The sequence below is a fragment of the Microbulbifer sp. A4B17 genome (assembly GCF_003076275.1).
Classification (GTDB): Bacteria; Pseudomonadota; Gammaproteobacteria; order Pseudomonadales; family Cellvibrionaceae; genus Microbulbifer.
This window is the reverse complement of the sequence record NZ_CP029064.1, coordinates 2015858-2035336: the sequence shown is the minus strand read 5'-3', so window position 1 is coordinate 2035336 and position 19479 is coordinate 2015858. Positions and strand designations below refer to the sequence as shown.

13 protein-coding genes are annotated in these 19479 nt (G+C 46.2%); 4 read left to right on the top strand and 9 right to left on the bottom strand.

Features of this window, described 5'->3' with window-relative positions:
- Positions 1 to 857: 857 nt before the first annotated feature.
- Together BTJ40_RS09215 and BTJ40_RS09210 are read right to left on the bottom strand one after the other, a co-directional pair.
- Complete coding sequence (locus BTJ40_RS09215) at positions 858 to 2096, bottom strand: hypothetical protein (protein ID WP_108732810.1); 1239 nt, start codon at positions 2094 to 2096, stop codon at positions 858 to 860.
- Positions 2097 to 2762: 666 nt separating this feature from the next.
- Positions 2763 to 6275 carry an indolepyruvate ferredoxin oxidoreductase family protein gene (locus tag BTJ40_RS09210; protein WP_108732809.1) on the bottom strand — a complete coding sequence of 1171 codons (3513 nt, stop codon included), beginning with the start codon at positions 6273 to 6275 and terminating at the stop codon, positions 2763 to 2765.
- Between the two features lie 635 nt (positions 6276 to 6910).
- On the opposite strand from BTJ40_RS09210, the gene BTJ40_RS09205 reads away from it, so the two are divergent.
- On the top strand, positions 6911 to 7399 hold the full coding sequence (locus tag BTJ40_RS09205; protein ID WP_108732808.1) for an Lrp/AsnC family transcriptional regulator: 489 nt from the start codon (positions 6911 to 6913) through the stop codon (positions 7397 to 7399).
- 139 nt (positions 7400 to 7538) lie between these two features.
- Here BTJ40_RS09205 and BTJ40_RS09200 read toward each other — a convergent pair whose 3' ends face one another.
- Positions 7539 to 8330: a nucleotidyltransferase domain-containing protein gene (locus BTJ40_RS09200; protein WP_157953979.1), complete on the bottom strand. Its 792-nt coding sequence runs from the start codon at positions 8328 to 8330 to the stop codon at positions 7539 to 7541.
- Between the two features lie 205 nt (positions 8331 to 8535).
- Here BTJ40_RS09200 and BTJ40_RS09195 point away from each other — a divergent pair, with 205 nt between their 5' ends.
- A complete protein-coding gene (locus BTJ40_RS09195) occupies positions 8536 to 9384 on the top strand; it encodes an alpha/beta fold hydrolase (RefSeq protein ID WP_108732806.1) in 849 nt (282 codons plus the stop codon).
- Positions 9385 to 9539: 155 nt separating this feature from the next.
- On the opposite strand, the gene BTJ40_RS09190 is transcribed toward BTJ40_RS09195, so the two are convergent.
- Both BTJ40_RS09190 and BTJ40_RS09185 read right to left on the bottom strand, forming a co-directional pair.
- Entirely contained in the window at positions 9540 to 11138 is a 1599-nt protein-coding gene (locus tag BTJ40_RS09190; RefSeq protein WP_238152175.1) for a D-arabinono-1,4-lactone oxidase, read from the bottom strand.
- A 105-nt stretch (positions 11139 to 11243) separates the two neighbouring features.
- The gene (locus tag BTJ40_RS09185) at positions 11244 to 13112 is read right to left on the bottom strand and encodes a carotenoid oxygenase family protein (protein ID WP_108732804.1); all 1869 of its coding nucleotides are present in this window, start codon (positions 13110 to 13112) and stop codon (positions 11244 to 11246) included.
- Positions 13113 to 13728: 616 nt separating this feature from the next.
- Between BTJ40_RS09185 and BTJ40_RS09180 the strand changes: the two genes are divergently transcribed.
- Complete coding sequence (locus BTJ40_RS09180) at positions 13729 to 14109, top strand: VOC family protein (RefSeq protein ID WP_108732803.1); 381 nt, start codon at positions 13729 to 13731, stop codon at positions 14107 to 14109.
- 68 nt (positions 14110 to 14177) lie between these two features.
- Here the strand turns inward: BTJ40_RS09180 and BTJ40_RS09175 are convergent, their stop codons facing one another.
- The 3 genes from BTJ40_RS09175 to BTJ40_RS09165 all read right to left on the bottom strand — a co-directional run bounded on the left by BTJ40_RS09175 (position 14178) and on the right by BTJ40_RS09165 (position 17596).
- Positions 14178 to 15005, bottom strand: coding sequence for a right-handed parallel beta-helix repeat-containing protein (locus BTJ40_RS09175; protein ID WP_108732802.1), 828 nt, complete (start codon positions 15003 to 15005; stop codon positions 14178 to 14180).
- 285 nt (positions 15006 to 15290) lie between these two features.
- Entirely contained in the window at positions 15291 to 16061 is a 771-nt protein-coding gene (locus BTJ40_RS09170) for a hypothetical protein (protein ID WP_108732801.1), read from the bottom strand.
- A 134-nt stretch (positions 16062 to 16195) separates the two neighbouring features.
- The gene (locus BTJ40_RS09165) at positions 16196 to 17596 is read right to left on the bottom strand and encodes a PLP-dependent aminotransferase family protein (protein ID WP_108732800.1); all 1401 of its coding nucleotides are present in this window, start codon (positions 17594 to 17596) and stop codon (positions 16196 to 16198) included.
- A 119-nt stretch (positions 17597 to 17715) separates the two neighbouring features.
- Here BTJ40_RS09165 and BTJ40_RS09160 point away from each other — a divergent pair, with 119 nt between their 5' ends.
- A complete protein-coding gene (locus BTJ40_RS09160) occupies positions 17716 to 18627 on the top strand; it encodes an EamA family transporter (RefSeq protein ID WP_108732799.1) in 912 nt (303 codons plus the stop codon).
- Here BTJ40_RS09160 and BTJ40_RS09155 read toward each other — a convergent pair.
- Entirely contained in the window at positions 18558 to 19418 is an 861-nt protein-coding gene (locus BTJ40_RS09155; RefSeq protein ID WP_108732798.1) for a LysR family transcriptional regulator, read from the bottom strand. The genes BTJ40_RS09160 and BTJ40_RS09155 overlap by 70 nt on opposite strands.
- Positions 19419 to 19479 lie beyond the last annotated feature (61 nt).

The window sequence follows — 19479 nt, the reverse complement described above, 5'->3', positions numbered from 1 at the left end:
CGCTGCCAGAGAAGTCGGCTCTTGCTCCCCATCCACGAACACTGCCAAAAGCTCTCTCAACGATCTCTGAGTGCTACGAACTGATGCCCCCACAGCCAAATTTCAGAGGATAACGCGGTCAAAATTTAAGTTAAGTATTTACTCAAAGTCTTGCTCGGTATATCGACAAAGTCTTCACATAAACACCCGAATCGCCTGACCACACTTTAATTCAATAACGTACTCGTGCAGCAGCGTCATCGGAGCGGCCCGAAAGCTTATTACTGTTTGTAGGTGATGAACGCTTGAATACACCAAATAGATTCCCCTTTAACTAGATAACTATCTGGAATTATTCGATTAGAGTGATCGAGTTTTGGGCGTCAGAAGATGGTGTTTGATTGTCAAATAATATGATCCCTATCCTCAAACGAAAGGGCACTTCACCTAAGCGCTGGTTTTATCTCAATCGGAATTTTGAAAGTCACTTTAGAGGCCTGCTGAGTTCAGCAAAGGCAGTACAGCAAACTTGGATACAATTTAATAAATAAGCATAGGCAACTGCCGATGCTTCCTTCCTGCAACACCCTGACAGGTTTCATCAATTATCTAGATACTATTTTCTACTTTTATCCAAAACCACGGTTTTCCTAAGCTCTAGCATAAACCTTTAGTACTTCATCTCACCTATCTATCAACCAGAAAGAGGTAGCCTTACAAATAATTGCCGGTAACTTTGCTAACATCTATCTAAAACCCATGAGTTAAATATATGAGTTTCCGAAAAAGGGCAACCTAAATCGTTACCCTACTCTATTTCTTATTAGCGATACTCTTAAGCTACCGCCTTCCTATGCAGCTCATATATGATGCCAAAATCACTCTATAACGTTAACGTAATTCCCTTCTCCATTATCAATAATGGCGCTGTAGTCATCATGAATATTATGGAAGCGCCCAGTGATGTAGTTCTTATCACCCTTCAATACAACTCCATGCCCTTCATAGCGCTCGCCAGTTTCTGGACTGGTGGTATTTCTGCTTAAAATATCCATTTTGATATAGTTTCCATTTACTTGAGCGCAAGGCCAGCCATCATCATAATTTGTAATTACTGTTCTGAAACAAGTATATTGTCCAATAGAAAATCCATATTGAGAGTCAATAACCAATCCCGGGGCAGCAGTATAACTACCAGAGTAGTTTGGATGATGACGCCCATTATTTCTAACACTTAAGAGCGAAATGGAACCATAGGTATCCTCAGACAATTTTACCCCACTCGCATTACTCTCTGAAACTATATGAGTTCCTTCAAGCCTTACATTACCAAAAGTTTGAATACCTGGACCGAAATAGTTCGCGTAAACATGCACAAAGCCTAACTCAACATTCCCTTCATATTGATCCAGACCATTTATCACAAATGCTGCCGAACTCTCCTCACCCGTCAAACCTGAAATCGGATCAAGATTAGTAAGACCATATATTACATTTTCAAAAACAATATCCCCAGGACCTTTAAAATTAATAGCCGCACCACCTGAAACTCTACCGTTCAAACGCACTATTGAGCGGACATCACTCGTCCCCCTTTCGCCAAAGCCCGCTAAAAACAAAGCATGATTTGGGATATTATTAATTTCAACATCAATTTCATATAGCGAACCAAATAGCACAATCCCTGAGCCAGAATCATTAACTACAGCAGAATCTGATGAATTCCAACTGGAACTCAAGTAGTTTCCCTCAATGGTCAGATCTTTAACTGAAATGTACTTTGGAGCATCCTTTAAATCACCCCCACCACTATAGAAATCTGTAAAGTCTCGAGAAATAAATGCATTCACGGAGTCTTGCAGATCAATAGTTGTAATACCACGACCAGAGCCTAAAATAGCTATATTTGAGTCCAACCTAATAGAACATTTAATTGGAAACCGGCCTGGACCAAATTCAATAACACCCCCGCCTGATTCAACCGCAGAATTTACATGCTGATTTACAATGGGGCAGTAATCTTCAACCTCTTGATTAAATTCCAATTTCACTTCATAGGCAATTGAAGAAATAGGAATCCACATTAAAGGGAAAATAATAGAACGTAGAAACTTCATAAGACTTCCTGTTAGATGGTTTTAATCTCACATTATCACACAGCAGATGCTTTTAACACCACTCAAACCACTTAACGCAACAAGATCGAAATCACAAAAAAAACCTAGCTCCCCTAATTAATTCAGACTCATTTTGGTAGTATTCAACTATTCGGCAAGACTACGAAAGATCATGTACCAATTCACTTTTATCGAAGAAGAATACAATCTAAAGCGCCGTACAGCTCGTAAAACATCTTGCTGAGATGTGATATAGCAGCGCGTGAAAATAGCATCATAGATGCCACTATTATATCCGTTCCAACTCCGACCAAAAATAAAAAAGGAGCGCTTCCCTTAAATGCATCAACTAAAAAAAGGTGATCAGTGGTATTTTGGTATGAAGATGTACGTCGGTATATATGATTCAGCTAGGCTCATCCATAGCACCAACACAATAACCGCTTACCAACAAACCTTACAGCAACATTTAAATCGCTACATAATAAAGAGAGGCAAGAAGAGCTTAAACCCAAGAATGTTGAGTGGTACATTGCAGAGAAATGAAAGTACCTGTGCTTCTCTGCGGTACAGGCACCAGTGGCGATCACCGGTGTCAGTGGCTGGCTGCTAAACCGCCTTATCCCGTTTCGTCCGGGCTGACACCGATTAAAAGAGCTGCGGCGTCTAGGACGCTGCCAGAGAAGTCGGCTCTTGCTCCCCATCCACAAATACTGCAGAAAGCTCATCCCAACGATCGCTGACCGCCGCGAATTTTTCCTCGCGCACATGGCCATAGCCGCGCACTTGAAGGGGGATTTCGAGCAGCTCTTGTGCCTCTGACAGGTTTTCGCCGGACAGATGCGCGGCCACACTATCAACTGCTTTGGCCACCTGTTGGGCCCAGCGCCGTTCAGCACGGCGCTCCTGGGTGTAACCGAAGACATCCAGTGCAGTACCGCGAAGAACTTTACCCTTAGCCAACAGCGGCATCAGCTTGCCCATCCAGGGGCCAAACTGCATTTTACGCACGCGACCACTGCTATCGGGGCGCGCAAGAAGTGGCGGCGCCATATGGAACTTCAGGGTGTACTCGCCGCTGAATGTTTCACGTAGCTGTCGCTTGAAATCTTCACCGGTGTAGAGGCGCGCCACTTCGTACTCATCTTTATAAGCCATCGCTTTATAAAGGCTGCGTGCGCCCATGCGAGTAAGATCGCCGCGAGCACTAGGCAATGAGGATTCAGCTTTGCGCAGCGCCTCTATATGACGAAGGAATTCTGCCGCATAGGCCGGGCTTTGATAGTCGCGAAGCTCTGCTGCCAATCGCTCCAGCAACTGCTCCACCGACTCCTCAGGCTCCACCAATTTCACCGGCTTGGCCGGGACTGCCAATTGCTCGATCACTTTAGGATTTTCCGCCAGCAAACGGCCCGCGCGGAAAGCGCGCAGGTTGTTCTCTACCGCCACACCATTGAGTTCAATGGCCCGCTCCAGGGCCGCTTCACCTATTGGCAGCAGTCCTTTCTGACAGGCAAAACCCATAATCATCAAGTTACTGGCTACGGTATCGCCAAACAGTGCCTGGGCATATTTATTCGCATCAAAGGCAAAATACTCCGCACACAGGGACTCAATACTCTGTTGGGTCGCATCGGCGGGGAATGCCAGCTCGTTGTCGCGAACAAAGGCCGCTACCGGTACTTCAGCAGTATTTACCAAGGCACGCATTTCGCCGGTGGCAAATTTGGTCCGCTGGCCAGCGGCGGTGACCATATCGCAGCCCAGTAACAACTGCGCCGCGCCATCGCGAATACGAGCGGTGGTAATCGCCTCGGGGTTTTCTCCCACTTTCACATGAGCCACCACGGCACCATTTTTTTGTGAGAGACCGGTAAAGTACAAAGTTGTACTGCCCTTCTCTTCCAAGTGCGCCGCCATACCCAGCAGTGCAGCCACGGTAAGCACACCACTGCCACCAATGCCGGCCACCAAAATACTGAGGGGCTGGGCCAGAGTCGCGACCGGTGCAGAAGGTAATCCGGCAATAGCCACGTCCAAGGCATCCGCCAGGGACTGCACCGGGGGCTTTTTCAGTTCTCCCCCTTCCACAGTGACAAAACTCGGGCAGAAACCATCGGCACAGCGCATATCCTTGTTGCAGCTGGACTGATTGATCTGACGCTTACGCCCCAACGGGGTTTCCAGCGGCTCCACGGCAATACAGCTGGACTGCACACTGCAATCGCCACAGCCTTCGCAGACCCGGTGGTTAATCAGCAATCGCTGGGATGGATCGACCATCTGTTTTTTCTTGCGGCGGCGGCGTTTCTCGGCCGCACAGACCTGCTCATAAATAATCGCCGTCACACCGGCAGTTTCCCGCAGGCGACGCTGCACGGCGTCCAGCTCAGAGCGGGGAAGAACTTCTACGGCAGCGGGCAGTTGGCCGCGGTGTTCACGCCAGTGGTCGGGGTTCTCCGTCAAAAGAATAACGGTGCCAACTCCCTCGGCCAGCAACTGTGCAGCCAGGGAGGGAGCATTAACTTCGCCATCGGCGGGTTGGCCACCGGTCATGGCCACCGCATCGTTCAGAAGAATTTTGTAGGTGATATTCACCTGGCTCGCCACGGCCTGGCGAATGGCCAATAGCCCAGAGTGGTTGTAGGTTCCATCGCCCATATTCTGGAAAATATGCTCGGCGCTGGAGAAACGGTACAGGCCCACCCATTGGGCGCCCTCGCCTCCCATATGGGAATAGGTATCAGTGCGCAGGCCTTTACCCAAAGCCATAATATGACAGCCAATACCGGCACTCCCCAAACTGCCTTCTGGCAATTTGGTGGAAGTGTTATGAGGGCAACCTGCACAGAAAATGGGTTCACGAGCCAACAAGCCCTGGGCCTTTGCAGCAACATTGCCCCCCAGTTTTTCTGCCAGGGGAATCAGCTGTGCCGCCAGTTCAGTATCCACCAGCCAGCGGGCAATGGCTTTGGCCACCTGATCCGGGCCAAAGCCCCACACTGCCGGCAACAGATCCCTACCATCCAGGTCTTTCTTGCCGACTACCTTCGGGCGATAACTATCTTCCCAACCGTAGAGCAGGTTTTTCAGCTGATCTTCCACCAGAGGGCGCTTCTCCTCGACTACCAGCAAGCGCTCCATGCCCTTGGCGAACTCGCTGATGCCCCTAGGCTCCAGCGGCCAGGACATCGCCACTTTATAGATGGAGATGCCGGCTGAGTTCAGATCTGCCTCTGATAAGTTGAGCAGTTTCAAGGCCTCAAGCAAATCACCGTGGGCCTTACCCACCGTTACAATGCCGAAGCGTTTTTGCTCCGCAATGTGGGTAGTTTTATCCAGGCGGTTGGCATAGGCGAATGCCTTGGCTGCGGGCAAACGCTCCTCCAGCATACGGCGCTCGTATTCGAGGCGCTCGGCAGGCCAATTCAGGTGGGGATCGTAGTTCAGGCCATGCGGCGGGATTGGGAAGTCAGCTGGAATCGTAAACTGGGGCAACTCCGGCACAATCAAGGAAGCACCGGCCTCTACAGTTTCAGTAATTGCCTTGAAGCCCACCCACAAGCCCGAAAAACGGGATAAGGCAATGCCCGCAAGGCCCAGGGTCAGGTACTCATCAATGGAGGACGGAAATATCAGCGGCATCATTACCGACTCAAAAATCTGGTCGGTATTGTGGGAAAACATGGAGGATTCTGCAGTGTGGTCATCCCCACACAGCGCCAAAACACCACCCAGTTTTGAGGTGCCCTGGATATTGGCTTGGCGGAATACATCTGCGGTGCGATCTACACCGTGGCCCTTGCCATACCAAATAGAAAAGACGCCGTCTTTCGTTGCCTGCTGGCGATAGTGATCTAGTAACTGGGTGCCCCAAATATTGGTCGCCCCCAGGTCTTCATTGATGCCCGGTTCAAAATGGATTTCCCGCTCGGCCAACAGCTTCTTGTGCCGCCACAGGGCCTGGTCGTAACCGCCCAATGGGGAGCCGCGATAACCGGAAACAAAGCCAGCTGTATTGAAGCCCGCCAGCTCATCCATGCGCTTTTGCATTAAGGGCAAACGAACCAGGGCGTCAATTCCGGTCAGGAATACACGGCCGGATTCACGGGTAAAAGCCGCTTTCAACGAATACTCGCTGTCAAAGCCCAATTCCTGATCGCCTTCGACCATTGCCATGGGTACCACCTATTTTATCTTTATTGCTTTCATCACTCCGATTCTTGCCGCCAGTAACATGTCGCAAAAATATTCACGGCATCTCCCGAGTCACAGCAGAACAGACCAGAGCTGTTTAATAGCGCTAAAATTAACACTGCCCGGCAGAGCAGGTCATACCAAAATTGGCCCAACTCAGGCATAATACCGCCATAACTCGCTAAAGATGACCAGCTACCGGCAACAAATCACTCAAAATGACGTATTTTGGGGGATACAACGGAAAGGACCTGCCCTCTTATGGTGCTTGCCTCTGGCCCACACACTGAGTGTGACTAAATTGGCGCCAAAGGTTCCGCTTTAACAAGGAATGGTCTGGGACTGATCAGGGGATATCAGTTTCCATCCATCTATTGCTGACCGATAGCAAGAGGTTGGGCAAAGCACCCACTAGCGGGAAATTAATAAAAAACGAGAAGGTCTCACAAAAGATGCGCGGCATAGGAAGCTGCCGCCATAACAAACCAAAAAAACCATGTACACAATGCACACAACTTACCGGAGAGCGCTGGGACGCTAAGTTTCAATGGCAGGTTGATGTTTAGCAGCTGGCAAGACCGGCGTACGTTCAGAGAGATGAGATACGGAATATAACCATGGCCTATTTACTGGATGCCATCGACAAAAAAATTCTGGAAATCCTTCAACAGGATGCCACCATTCCAAATATTGAGCTTGCAGAAAAAGTCTGCCTCTCCCCCTCCCCCTGTTCACGGCGGGTTAAAAACCTGAATGAACAAGGCTTTATCAAGCGCGCAGTTACCCTGCTTGAGCCGGAAAAGGTTGGGCTGCCGGTAAGCGTTTTTATTCAGGTTACTCTTAACCACCAGGTGAAAAAAGAGTTGCAGGACTTCGAATCAGTTATCGGTCAGTGGCCGGAGGTGATGGAGTGCTACCTGATGACCGGTGACTTTGACTACCTGCTGCGAGTTGTTGTACCCAATTTGCAGGCCTATCAGGAATTCCTGGACAAAAAACTCACTGAACTCCCAGGCATCGATCATATTAAAAGCAGCTTCTCTTTGAAGCAGGTGCGTTACCGCACTGAGTTGCCGCTGGATCAGTTGCTGGAAAGCCAAGGCTGAGCCTCTTTTGACGCCTGCATTCTTGCAGGCGTCTATTCAGCTTTGAGTTTATTCACTAGACAGTATTACAAGTTACTCAGCACTTTTTGGGTTGTCTACTCGCATGTTAAGTGACCCCCTATCCGCCTGATTTAAAAGACTATACACCAACCACTTTACGAAAAAGCCTGTCAAACTCTGGAAGATCCAATTTTGGCCTTTCCTCTATAGAATTGGCACCAGATCTATCCAAATTTTCTTGTATCCAGCTATCCAGTTTGCCATCAACGACTATCATATCGCTTTCTTCAAGCACCTTCTTTTTCACAATCAAACTGGAAAGAATATCCAGAAGCCACTCATTTTCTGAAGAAGGCAACAATTCCTTGTACATATGGCTAAAGTCCACAGGAGGAATTTTTGTAAACTCTTTTATATACAGAGCATTAAGCAGTGAACGCAGCACATAAAGTAACTTCTTGACCTTAATCTCTTTAAAGCCTCGATCATCCTCGCGAATAAAGCTAGAGTAATTATTAAATCCCATGCTGACATAGTGATGAGCCAATGCTCGCGGCTGCCAACATTTTAAAGCCAAATCCTGCAATGACTCCAAAATATCTTCATTTCTAAAATAGACCTTTGGCGAAAATAGCCACTCGATTAAAGTGGGGTTACTTGCCCTCATTAAAGTTAAAGTCTTCTTGATATCCCAGCCGACCAAGTCCAGTTCATCGCCAAGTTTCTTATCAAATGGAACCTCAACAACATCTCTGGGAGTACCTATAGTGAGATATTGCTGAATATTACGTTTGTAGATAAACCTTACATCCCAGTCACTATCAGGGGATTCAAATCCCCATGCGCGGCTTCCTGACTCACAGGCATAGATAATTTCAATATCTCTCTCTACTTCCAGTGATTTCAAGCGGTCCTTTATCAGCGATTCCATATACATCTACCTGCTACATCAAAACAAATCAACTATACCCGAAAAAATCGTTGATTACCCTTAGGAGACCTATCGGTTTACTCTCATAAGAGAGCCATTAGGGCAGCTGTCTCTCTCTCCTAACAACTGAACTAGAAAATGTTAAGCATAAAGCTCCTATGGACTATGATAAGCGCTAAAAAGTGGCTCCCAGGAAGCTAGCCCCATGGACGGAAATCCAAAAGACTCTATCACTGTAAACAACCACTCTATCTCTTATTTCCAGGAGGGACAGGGAGAACCCATTGTTTTTGTACATGGTGCACTGGCCGATGCTCGTATGTGGCAAGAACACTGCAAAATTCTATCAAATGAATTTAGAGCGATTTCATTCACCCAAAGGCATTTCGGTAACCCGGGTAACCCTTCAGAAGGCCCCTTTGGAATTGATACCCATGCAGCAGACCTAGAAGGGCTGATTGAGGCACTAGATATAGGTCCTGTCCACCTAGTAGGATGGTCCTATGGTGCAGATGTGAGCTTAAATGCTGCCATAAAGGCACCTAAATTAATCAAAAGTCTGTACCTTTATGAGCCTGGATATCCGGGATACATTGAAAACAATGACATGGAAGAGTATCGCCGAGATGCTGAAACTATGTTTGCAGAAATTTTCAAAACAACAGCTGAGGGTGGGCTGGATACTGCCGTTAAGCTACTAATCGACGGCTCAGGCAATCAAGCTGGTTACTTCTCTCAGCAGCCCCTTAAATATCGTGTACAGCAGCTGGATAATGCCTACACCCTGCCTCTACAGCTTAATCAAACTGAACAAACCGCACTGAACCCTAGTAGCCTTTCAGGCATATCTATTCCAGTTTCCGTGGCCTATGGCAGTAATACTCGCCAGCTATTTAAAACTGTATCACTTGTGGCGGGAACATTAATTCCAGACACCCATCCACAAGAGGTAAGCTCAGCAACTCATATGCTACCTCTGGAAGATCCTGCACGCTTCTGCCAACTTGTGAGAGAGCGCATTACCAATTGCTGTGACCAGCAACCTGTAGCTTAATAATAAAGAGCAGGGAAAGAATACCTATAAGGCATGAATACCGATTGTAGGCTTAGTCTCTCGAGTATTCTTTCCCGCTCAGCAGTTAAAAGCCTCTTATTGCTATTCACTACCAATTAAACGCAGGGGGTGGAAATATCACCCCCCAAAGTGCTCTAATCAGCTTTACAAATCCTTGCGTCTGAATACCAAACTCCCGCTTGGCAGCTAGCACCCTCCTCACAGTGTTCATCTGTTTGACAATAGCACTGACCATCGGGATTGCAGCCAGGAGTTAAATAGTTTTCCAAAGGATCAGCCCCACTTACCCGACTCCAAAAGGGGTTGGAAAATATATTGTTTGGGTCCAACTCTTCTTTAACATCCATAAACTGGGACCATTTGGGGAAACGCTCAGCCATGTCCTCAAAAATAGCGACTGAATTCTTACCCCAATGAGGCCTTGCTCCATACTTCCGGAGAGACATTTGCTCAATTTCCAAATTGACAAAGTAGTTCTTTGGCACAGCTTCACCTCGTTGACGAAGGGTATATTCAATCCCTACAAACGCTGTGTCACGGCCTGCTGTCATCCCTAAATAGCTATCGGAAGCCTTTCCAAAACGGAAATAAATACCATTCAGCGGAAAACAGGTTTTTTCACTATTTGCAATAATCTGACGGACATCCGCAATCCAGTTCGGCAATTCTTCAAATGGAATCGCGACCTCCTGAAGTGCAATTGGAAGGTTATCCCAAACACATTTATCAGGTTCTTTACATACAAAGTGCTGCATCAAATCCGCATGCCCAGTGGGTTTAATCCACTTTTTCAACCCCGAATCTACATCCCTGAAATAGGAACTGGAACGAGCAGTATGACGTAAAGAAGCCGCAAAACACTGCAATGTGGCGCTGTCCGCTTCATGGAGGCTATCAAAAATCAAGCCAAACAAATATTCTGAAAAGTCCGATACATCAGCCTGGGCATTGTAGGCATTTCCCTTAGTGGATAAGGGCACCTTGTTATAAGTTGTTACGGTATAGCGACCTAACCCCGGGAACCAAGCAACATTAGCTGAATGATTATCGCGAGCCAAATCAAGAACAACATCCTCCAGCTCGTCATCGCTGTGATACCCCTTTACTTTCGCCTGTACCTTATAGCCAGGCTCAACCTCTATGGTCACTTCAACAACTACGCCCAAAACACCCAGGTTTACCCTGGCGGCATTAAGCATCTCACCACTGATTACTCGTAAGTCCCCTTTACCATCAACCAACTTCAATTCGGTGACATAATCAGAAATCATGCTGCTTTTCTGAGTGAATGTTGAACCGTGGGTGCCGCTACCCAACATTCCACCTATTGTAAATATGGCCAGCTCGGTCACCATGGGCACACTGAGTTCATGATCACGTAGATAGGCTGTTAAATCCCTGAACCGCATGCCCGCCTGCACGGTAACCTGTAGATTTTCCTTGTCCAGACTGATTACCTGATCCATATTTTCCAGGGTAATTTGCACCTCTCCATTACCCGCACAAGCAGCATCAATCTGACTATTGAATCTACGGCTCCCAGTCATCACTTTACGACCTTGATCCACAGCGTCGCGTACTATTTGCTGAACTTCAGCAACGCTTGATGGATCATAAATAACACCGGGGAAACAATCCTGGGTATCCTGGTAGTTTTTCAAAACCTCAGGCACTTCAATTGGAGGGGGCAACTGCTCTGCAACACTTGTAGCAGCAAAGATCAATCCTGTCACACAAAGTATTTCTTTAAATCGCCGAAAAAACCTTCTAGGCTTGACTGTTATTGATGCGCACATACCTAAACTCCCTTTTTCTTGCATTAATTTAGAATGGATGAATCAACCAAAACGGGGAAGTAGCTCCTCGTCGATCAGGTCCCGAACATTACTACTGTGATCAGGCGCTTTACTGCGGAGAAAATCGGCATAATTTGAGCGATAGGCTGTTAAGGGTCTACGGCTGATAGAGGGCACCCACAATGCATGATTCGTAGTGGCGAACTCCAGGGACTGACTGGCGAGGATACAAACAGGCCCGCTACTAAGGCGCGCCGCATCAAATAGCCAAAACTCTTTTCCATTAGAGTCAGCTGTGGTTGGATATTTACGCACAACTGCTGCAATTACATAACCATCATTTTGTGCCGTGGAACCTGGGCGAGCCATAAATTGCGGCGTACGCATAACACAATCATCGGGGAACTGGAAGGCATCTGCAATTTTCATATTCTTACAATCCATATGGATCAACGCAGAAGGTCGACTTTCCTCGGGCATATCCCAATATCCATAGTATCGATCTGGATAGTTACGATAAGCCCAGGACACCCGTGCCGAGACCAAATCAGGCCTGTAGCCAACGGCAGCCCAGTAGAGGTGCTCAAAGGTATCCGGAAACTGGAAATGGCCGCGATAGGCTGGATCATTCATATCCCATAAAAGTTCACCATCACGTATAACCTGGTAATCATCCTTAATCTCTAGTGCCGAACCGGAATTAACCTGGATTCTCGCTCGTACCAGCCCTCCAACATCAACTGGTGCAGCTGGGTAGCCAGAGAGCCATTTAGGCACTAAACCGCCTTTTTGCAGAATTTCATAACGAAACAACTGCTCAGATTTATCCATTGCCCCCATATATTGTCCATAGAGGGTGATTTCATTTGAGCTATCATCGTAGTTACAGACAATGTCTGAAGTATCAAATCCTAGCTCCAGATAATCAGCAACAATATTCTCATTGCCGGGCACCATATCCGACTTACGCATCACCCAACAACGGGTTTTGTGCTCCTGTGGGATAACGATTCGAGTACCAAGAATACGTGTAGATTCAACACGTGCAGCAGTTTCAAATACAATAACATGATTGCGGGTGACACCCAGTGAATGGGAACTGGCTGCGATATAAGCATTATTCCCCTGACGATCACGAATATTCCAACTTTTAAAGGCACCCTGACGATCCCACAAGATCAGCCGTATAAATCCGGAATTTCCAGAATCACCTATATTCCCACCATAATTAATGGTTATGCAATTACCTGTTTCCAAGTCAAAGAAGGGATGTCCGGTAGTGCGGATCTGAGGGAATAGCCACTTATCGGGCATGAGGTTATCAAGTAAGGGAGGCAGACTCGAAGTCCACTCATCAACCTCTCCAATGGGGGTCACCATTTCTAATGTGGTGGCATCAAACTCATAAGGCATGCCTCCCTCATAGCTCATAGCAAAACGGTTATCCCCCATATAGTTTGGAGCCGTATTGCAATAATTCATAAAGCCAAGATTAGGACTGGAGTAAATGGTCCCCCCCATCAAGTTAAACTTATCAAAACCGCTTAAATCCTGCTCTTGCATTATTGCAGAAGCAGTGCGAATCATCTTGCGGGTATAGGTAATGCCGCTATTATCACTCCTTCCACTAAAATCCAATCGGGTCAGTGCTCCCTTGCCATTTGGCGTAAGGTGATTTGGCGCTAGTGGAATACCTTCTGCCATCAGTAAATGACCAGTGACATTTTCCGGGAGAGCCCCCTGTATAACATTCAGCATCCCAGTCGAATCATTCAAGTCACCCTGCATAATTGATTCTGGAAAACTAGAATCACTCAAAGCATTTTTTGCACGTACTTTTTCAGAAAGTATACCTGTTAAGGGTACAGCGGATAGAAGACCTGCAGCCTTCAAAAGTTCTCGACGCTTCATTTTTAATTCCTAAAAATTACGGCCGACAGCCTTAGCTGGCCATGGAGTTAGATAGCCTTAAGATAGAAATGGCATTTATTACATCGAAAATATAAATTTAAACGAAAAATACATTATTATTCTTATTTATCGCCAAATAAAAATCTTTATAAGCAGCGAAAATTCGCACCTGCAGTAGAATACACCAACATCAACAAGGCAAGTTAAAAACAATGATTATATTAAGTATTTTTAACTCCATCACAACCGCCAAAGAAACCGGACAGTCAGACAATTAAATATCAATAAAAAATCCAATATTTACTTGCCTGAACCACAATACAAAACCATATAAAATATCCCTTTAAATAAAGTCGCAAACCGTTTATTTATATCCACCTAAAAGAAAATAGAAAATTTATGAGCTGCGGTCATTTTTGAGGGTGTGTCGGGTTAAGACCATCAAATACATCGAACCATAATGGAGAGTCATTTACAGATATGAAGCAACAGCCCCCAACATGTTTACCAAGATATAAACAGCAAAATATAGATACCGTAACTTATTGATGTTTATCGGCATTTGTATACAATAATTGACTCCTAATACCCCCTCAAACAACTTAAGGTGACGATAATGTACAGCCATATCATGGTTGGGGCGAACGAGATTGAAGAGTCAAAAGCGTTTTATGATGCAACATTCGAGGTGCTTGGCTATAAATCAGGCGTTATTGACGATCGAGGTCGCTGCTTCTACTTTAATGAAACTGGCATCTTTGCAATCACCAAGCCAATTAATGGCGAACCCGCAAGCCATGGTAATGGCAGTACTATCGGCTTTAGTGCTAATAGCACTGAAGAAATTGATGCTTGGCATGCGGCTGGCGTTGCCAACGGTGGTACCAGTTGTGAAGAGCCTCCAGGTGTTAGAGAGAGCCCGGTAGGCCCAATTTACCTTGCCTACCTGCGTGACCCAGCGGGAAATAAATTGTGCGTACTTCATAAAATGAAGTAATACCAGTATTTTATAAAGGCTGCCCTAATTAATGTTATGGGCAGCCTTTGAACTCAGTGATAGCCACTTTATTCCAAACAGCTGGGGTTTGCCGTGTCAAAAGTGTTGCCGAACCAGAAGTTATCACCATCACATGCATCATCATTGGAGTCATAGAGGTCAAAGCCTACATTATTAATAGCGATATTTCCCGCAATGATATTTCCATTTACATTGTTAACACCCAATAGTATACCAGCCGACATTTCATTTTCGTTGCCATTAAGTTCAACCCTGTTCTGCAGTATAAGGTTATTTACGGTATTACCATCAACAACAATACCAAACTGAAAATTTTGAAATACATGATTATTTGAAACCAGGCAGCTACTACACTCGTCAAGCGCTAAACCGATCGGACAACCGGTAATGGTATTGTTGATGAAAATACTATTGTCACTTTCAAGCCCAACACCCACTGATTCAGATCCAGTCACATTTGATTGAAAAACTGAAGAGTTACTACTAGAAACCGCAATTCCCAGGTTTCCGCCAATTACATTAACTCCTTGAATGTTATGGAAGCCCTCACCTTCAGCACTTACACCCACAATACATCCGCTAACTATGCCATTCTCTAGTGCTCCACCTGATAAAAATGCTGCCCTGCCAGATAGTAAAACACCTACACCAGAGGTCTGAGAAACGCAGTCAATTGTATGCCCATTAAGATCCAAAGATCCTGTTGGGCCAACCACGGTCAGCACTACAGCCTCATTACCGCAGGTTAAGTCTTCTTCTAATGTCACCTGTGTAGTAATGGTATCACCACATTCGACAGCGTGAATTAACTGACTTGTTAATAGAGCACCAAATGCGACAAATGCTTTGTTAAAAGAAAAAAAGTTGAATCTCATTTTTATGTCCTGCCAATAGCTGGCTCAAGAAATTTGACAAAGCTAACTTAGTATTCTATCAGCAGATATTCGATGAGAATTTTTTCTCAAATTGAAATGAATGGATTTAATGAGTCACGTCAATAATCTAATGGAAGCATCTAACTGAATGAGGATATATAAATAAATCCCCAAATAACGGAGAGCAATGACAATTAGAATTGAAGATCCGAGTCTGGCAGTAAATATTCGCTTGTGGACCGCCGAAAAGGAGGCCCACCCTGACATCAATTCAGGCCTGCCAGTTTAATCCCAACGGTTGAAAATAACATGCATTCCATGGTTGTCATCACTGACGAATACAAAATAACCGCCATTAGTATGTGCAGAGGCACAGACTTTTGTACCCTGGGTGGTTTCTGAACACTGCATTTTGTTGGCTTCAACACCTACAGTGTCATATTCACACTGACTAAACTGAACTTCCAGGTTCTGCACTAAGTCACGAGAGCTTCTTGCCAACACATAGCGATAGTCGCCAAAATATCGGTAGTTATAAGTGTCTAGGTAGTAAGCCTGGGAGTCCCCTCCCCACTCAAGCAGCTCGCTGTAACACAGCTCCGGCCTGGCCATCCAGAGAGTTTCCTGATCGTTAGAGGAAAAAATGTCTGGCCAAGTCTGCTGATCATGCTGGGAAAGTACTACGTTGGTTGAATCAACATAGTCTTTCACAATGACGTAATCACCTTCATCACTTTCTATTCTGCAAACCGGCGCACCGCCAATAAAATTATCACACTGAATCATATCAAGGCTGACTTGAGTTGTCTCGCCGGCACAGTCTTCTGCAAAGTTTTCAGCCCAGTTTTGTACAGCCTTAACTGCATACTCTCGAGAGTCTTCTATTTCATAATAGAAGTCTGAAAAGATGCGATAAACCTCGCGATCATTAGTATTACTTGCAGAAGCTGCTACAGAACAATGACTAAACTTAGGCAGTTCAAAAGTCTGTTCTGCTTGAGCGGGAACCGCACCGGAAATAGCAATCGCTGCTGTAAAAGTGGCAAGGGTTTTCATTAGATGTCCTCCGTGAACAATCATCCTAAAAGGGACGCGGATTCTAGCAGAGGAAAAAAACTATCAAAAGCGATGTAACGATATGAAAGATCAGGTACTTTCTTCCAAGATTGTGAATATCTGAATAATATTAATTATCGGCATGAGTGAATTAACTCAATAAAACGTTCTAACTGAAATCCGGCCTCAGTCTTCCCTCCATCTTTACCTTTAAGCGGCCAACCACAATTCACCCGCACACAATCACCGTAGAGATCAAGCGTGCTGAAATCTGCACCGCCCAACAAGGCTATATTTTCTTCGGAAGCCATACGGCAAAGACTCCGGCTATCCAACCCTGGGATCTGCAACCAAATCACCATTCCTCCATGGGGATCACTGATGCGCGATTCATCGGGCAAGTTTGAACTTAAGTAGTTGCGATAGGATGCGACCTGGAAGGCAAGCTTTTGCCTGAGCCCCTGCAGATGACGGGAGTATTGGTTGGTACCGATGAAATCGGCTACCGCTAATTGGACGGGCAAGTTCACACCGAAACTTTCGGTAAATCGATAGCGTTCATATTGTTTTCGATACCTTCCCGGTAAGCACCATCCCAGGCGATAGCCTGCGCTCAGGGTCTTGGAGATAGAGCCACACCAAAGCACATACCCGCTCCGGTCCCAGTAGCGTACGGGCATGGGCAGACTCCTTTGAAATCCGAGTTCCAAATACACATCATCCTCGACAATTGGAACCCGATATTTACCAGCCAGTACGGCAAGATTCTCTTTCTGCTCCGAGTTCAGGGACACGCCCGTAGGGTTCATATGACTGCTGCTAAAAAGACCCGCTTGGACCAGTCCCTGCTGCATATAGCGCTCTAGCTGTGCGAGGTCTAAGCCGTTTTCAACAGTCGGTATCTCAACAACTTTTCTTCCCATCAACGCCAACAGATTAAGAAGACCGTTGTAGCAAGGAGAACTGATTGCAACCGCATCACCGGGATTAGTCGTAATGGCAATTGCTGTGCGGACGGCATCCATGCAACCGTTCGTCACTACTAATTCATTGGCTGAGAAATGCAAATCATAACTGGCAAAGTGTGCGCTAAGCGCACTGCGTAGAAGCGGCTCACCTGAAGAAACCGGATAGCCATGCATACTGGCGCCAGCCTCTCGGGTTGCCCGCCGCATACTGCGCTCCAGGGAATCTAACGGCAATAGTTCTGGGGATAAAGACGCAACACCCAATGGCCCTGTTTCCAACCCACGGAAACTGTAATTGTGACTTTCTGGATCTGTTGTTCGGCAGGTGAATGCGGGCATTATGGGAGGCGGGTTACTGCTGGGAGGAACTGAGGCAAAGAATCCAGATTGCGGCCGAACACTCACCCAGCCGAGCTCCTCCAGCAGGTAGTAGGCACTCTGGGCTGTTGTCAGGCTGACTTCATTTTGTGCTGCGAACCGCCTGAGGGACGGTAGTTTATGACCGCTTGGTATTCTCCCTGACTGAATATCTTCTATACAACGCTCGGCAAGCTCTTTATAACGCACCTCTCCCCTCTCCGATTCTGTCTCCGCTCAAACTGTATACCTATTTTATACAAAAATTGCATCTGTATACCTTTTTTCATTTCTTGGATAGTTAGCCCCGAGACAAATTGGAGGGGCTTATGCGGTACTCGGATTTATTACTTGGCGTGCTACTAATGGCAATGTGGGGCTTCAACTTCATCGCTATTCAGATGGGAACGGAAGATCTGAACCCACTCCTCCTGGTGGCTTTGCGCTTTTCACTGGCAGCCTTTCCGGCAGTGCTTTTCGTTTCCAGACCGACAGTCAGCTGGAAGTATATTCTGGCCTACAGTCTGACTTTTGGCTGTGGGGTTTGGGGGATGGCCACCTGGGCAATCTCTAGCGGGCTCTCTGCGGGTATGGCCTCACTTCTTTTGCAAGTGAATGTTGCAATTAGCTTACTATTCGGCTGGGTATTCCTGAAAGAAAAGATTATCCCGCAGAAAGCTCTTGGGGCTCTACTTGCCCTGGGAGGGCTGTTGCTAAGCTTGATGGTTGAAGATGGCACCGTGCCCCTGATCAGTATCGCACTTATCTTAATAGCGGCTACCAGCTGGAGCATCAGCGGGCTAATTGTAAAGACCAGTGGCACACAGCAAGTATTTAGCTTTATTGTCTGGGGACTACTTTTTGCACCGCTACCACTGTTCGCTGCTACCTATATTCAAAATGGTGCGGCTATATTTTATGAAATACAAAACAACCTTAGTGGAAAGTTAATTTTCTCCATATTGTTTCAGGCCTACCCAACCACTCTTCTTGGATACTGGTTCTGGAACCGATTAATCGTTAAGTACCCGCTGTCTACTGTTGCACCTTTAGGTTTACTCTGCCCCGTTTTTGGACTCTTTTTCAGTTGGTTATTAACTGGCGAATCGATTGGTTCAGAAAAGTTAATGGCCGCTGTTATGATTTTCTCTGGGCTGGCACTTGGTATTGTTCATTTTCGCCAGAGCTTTAAGATGCTGAGAAACTCACGGATTTTTGGCATGTTAAACATATCACGATGAACAAGTATCCAAGTTGAGATTTGCCAATTTTCAGGCGTAGAAATCTCAATAATGTCTTCAAATTTTGAAGCCAGGATTCTCGGCATGGCGCCAATGCCACAGCCAGAAAGCATTGCCTGGTTAAGAATTTGCTGACTGGAAGCAATCAGCACAATATTTTGATCGGGAATATGATTATAAATCCATTCATTCCAGTCAAAGTGTAACGGGCGATCACCTAGAGCCAAAAACCTGTGCTCTTGAAGATTACTTTTATCGGGAAGCCCATACTCTTCAATATAGGATTTGTGAGCATAGAAAACGAACTCTGTAGTGAAAAATGGCAGCACGATATTATCAGGTGTCGTTGGTTTCTCACCGACACGAATCGCAATATCAGCTTCACCGTACTCTAAGTTAAAATTGCGCAGGTCCCCGATTAAATTGACAAGCATACCTGGGTGCTGGGTCTGGTACTGCTTAATGAGCGGCATCAACAGGTCTACCATTTCGCCAACAGAAGTAATGGTGAGGTTGCCTTGCAAATCCTGCTCTTTGCTTTGTAACCGCGATGACAACTGAGAAAAATGGCTGTCCGTCACCTCTCCCAGCCGCATAACATCCAGCCCCGCCTCCGTTGGAATATAGCCTTTGTCATTGCGCTGAAATAGTACAACCCCAAGGCTCTCCTCCAATACATTAATATGGCGCATCACGGTGGACCTGTGGATACCAATCTCCTGGGCCGTTGCACTCAGAGTGCCAAGCTTGGCCAGCTTGTAAGCGGTCCTTAACTCAGTCCATTTATCCATTATTTACCTCAAGCCCATCCACGCCCGGCATGTGCAAATATGCACATCAGAGTCTCATAAT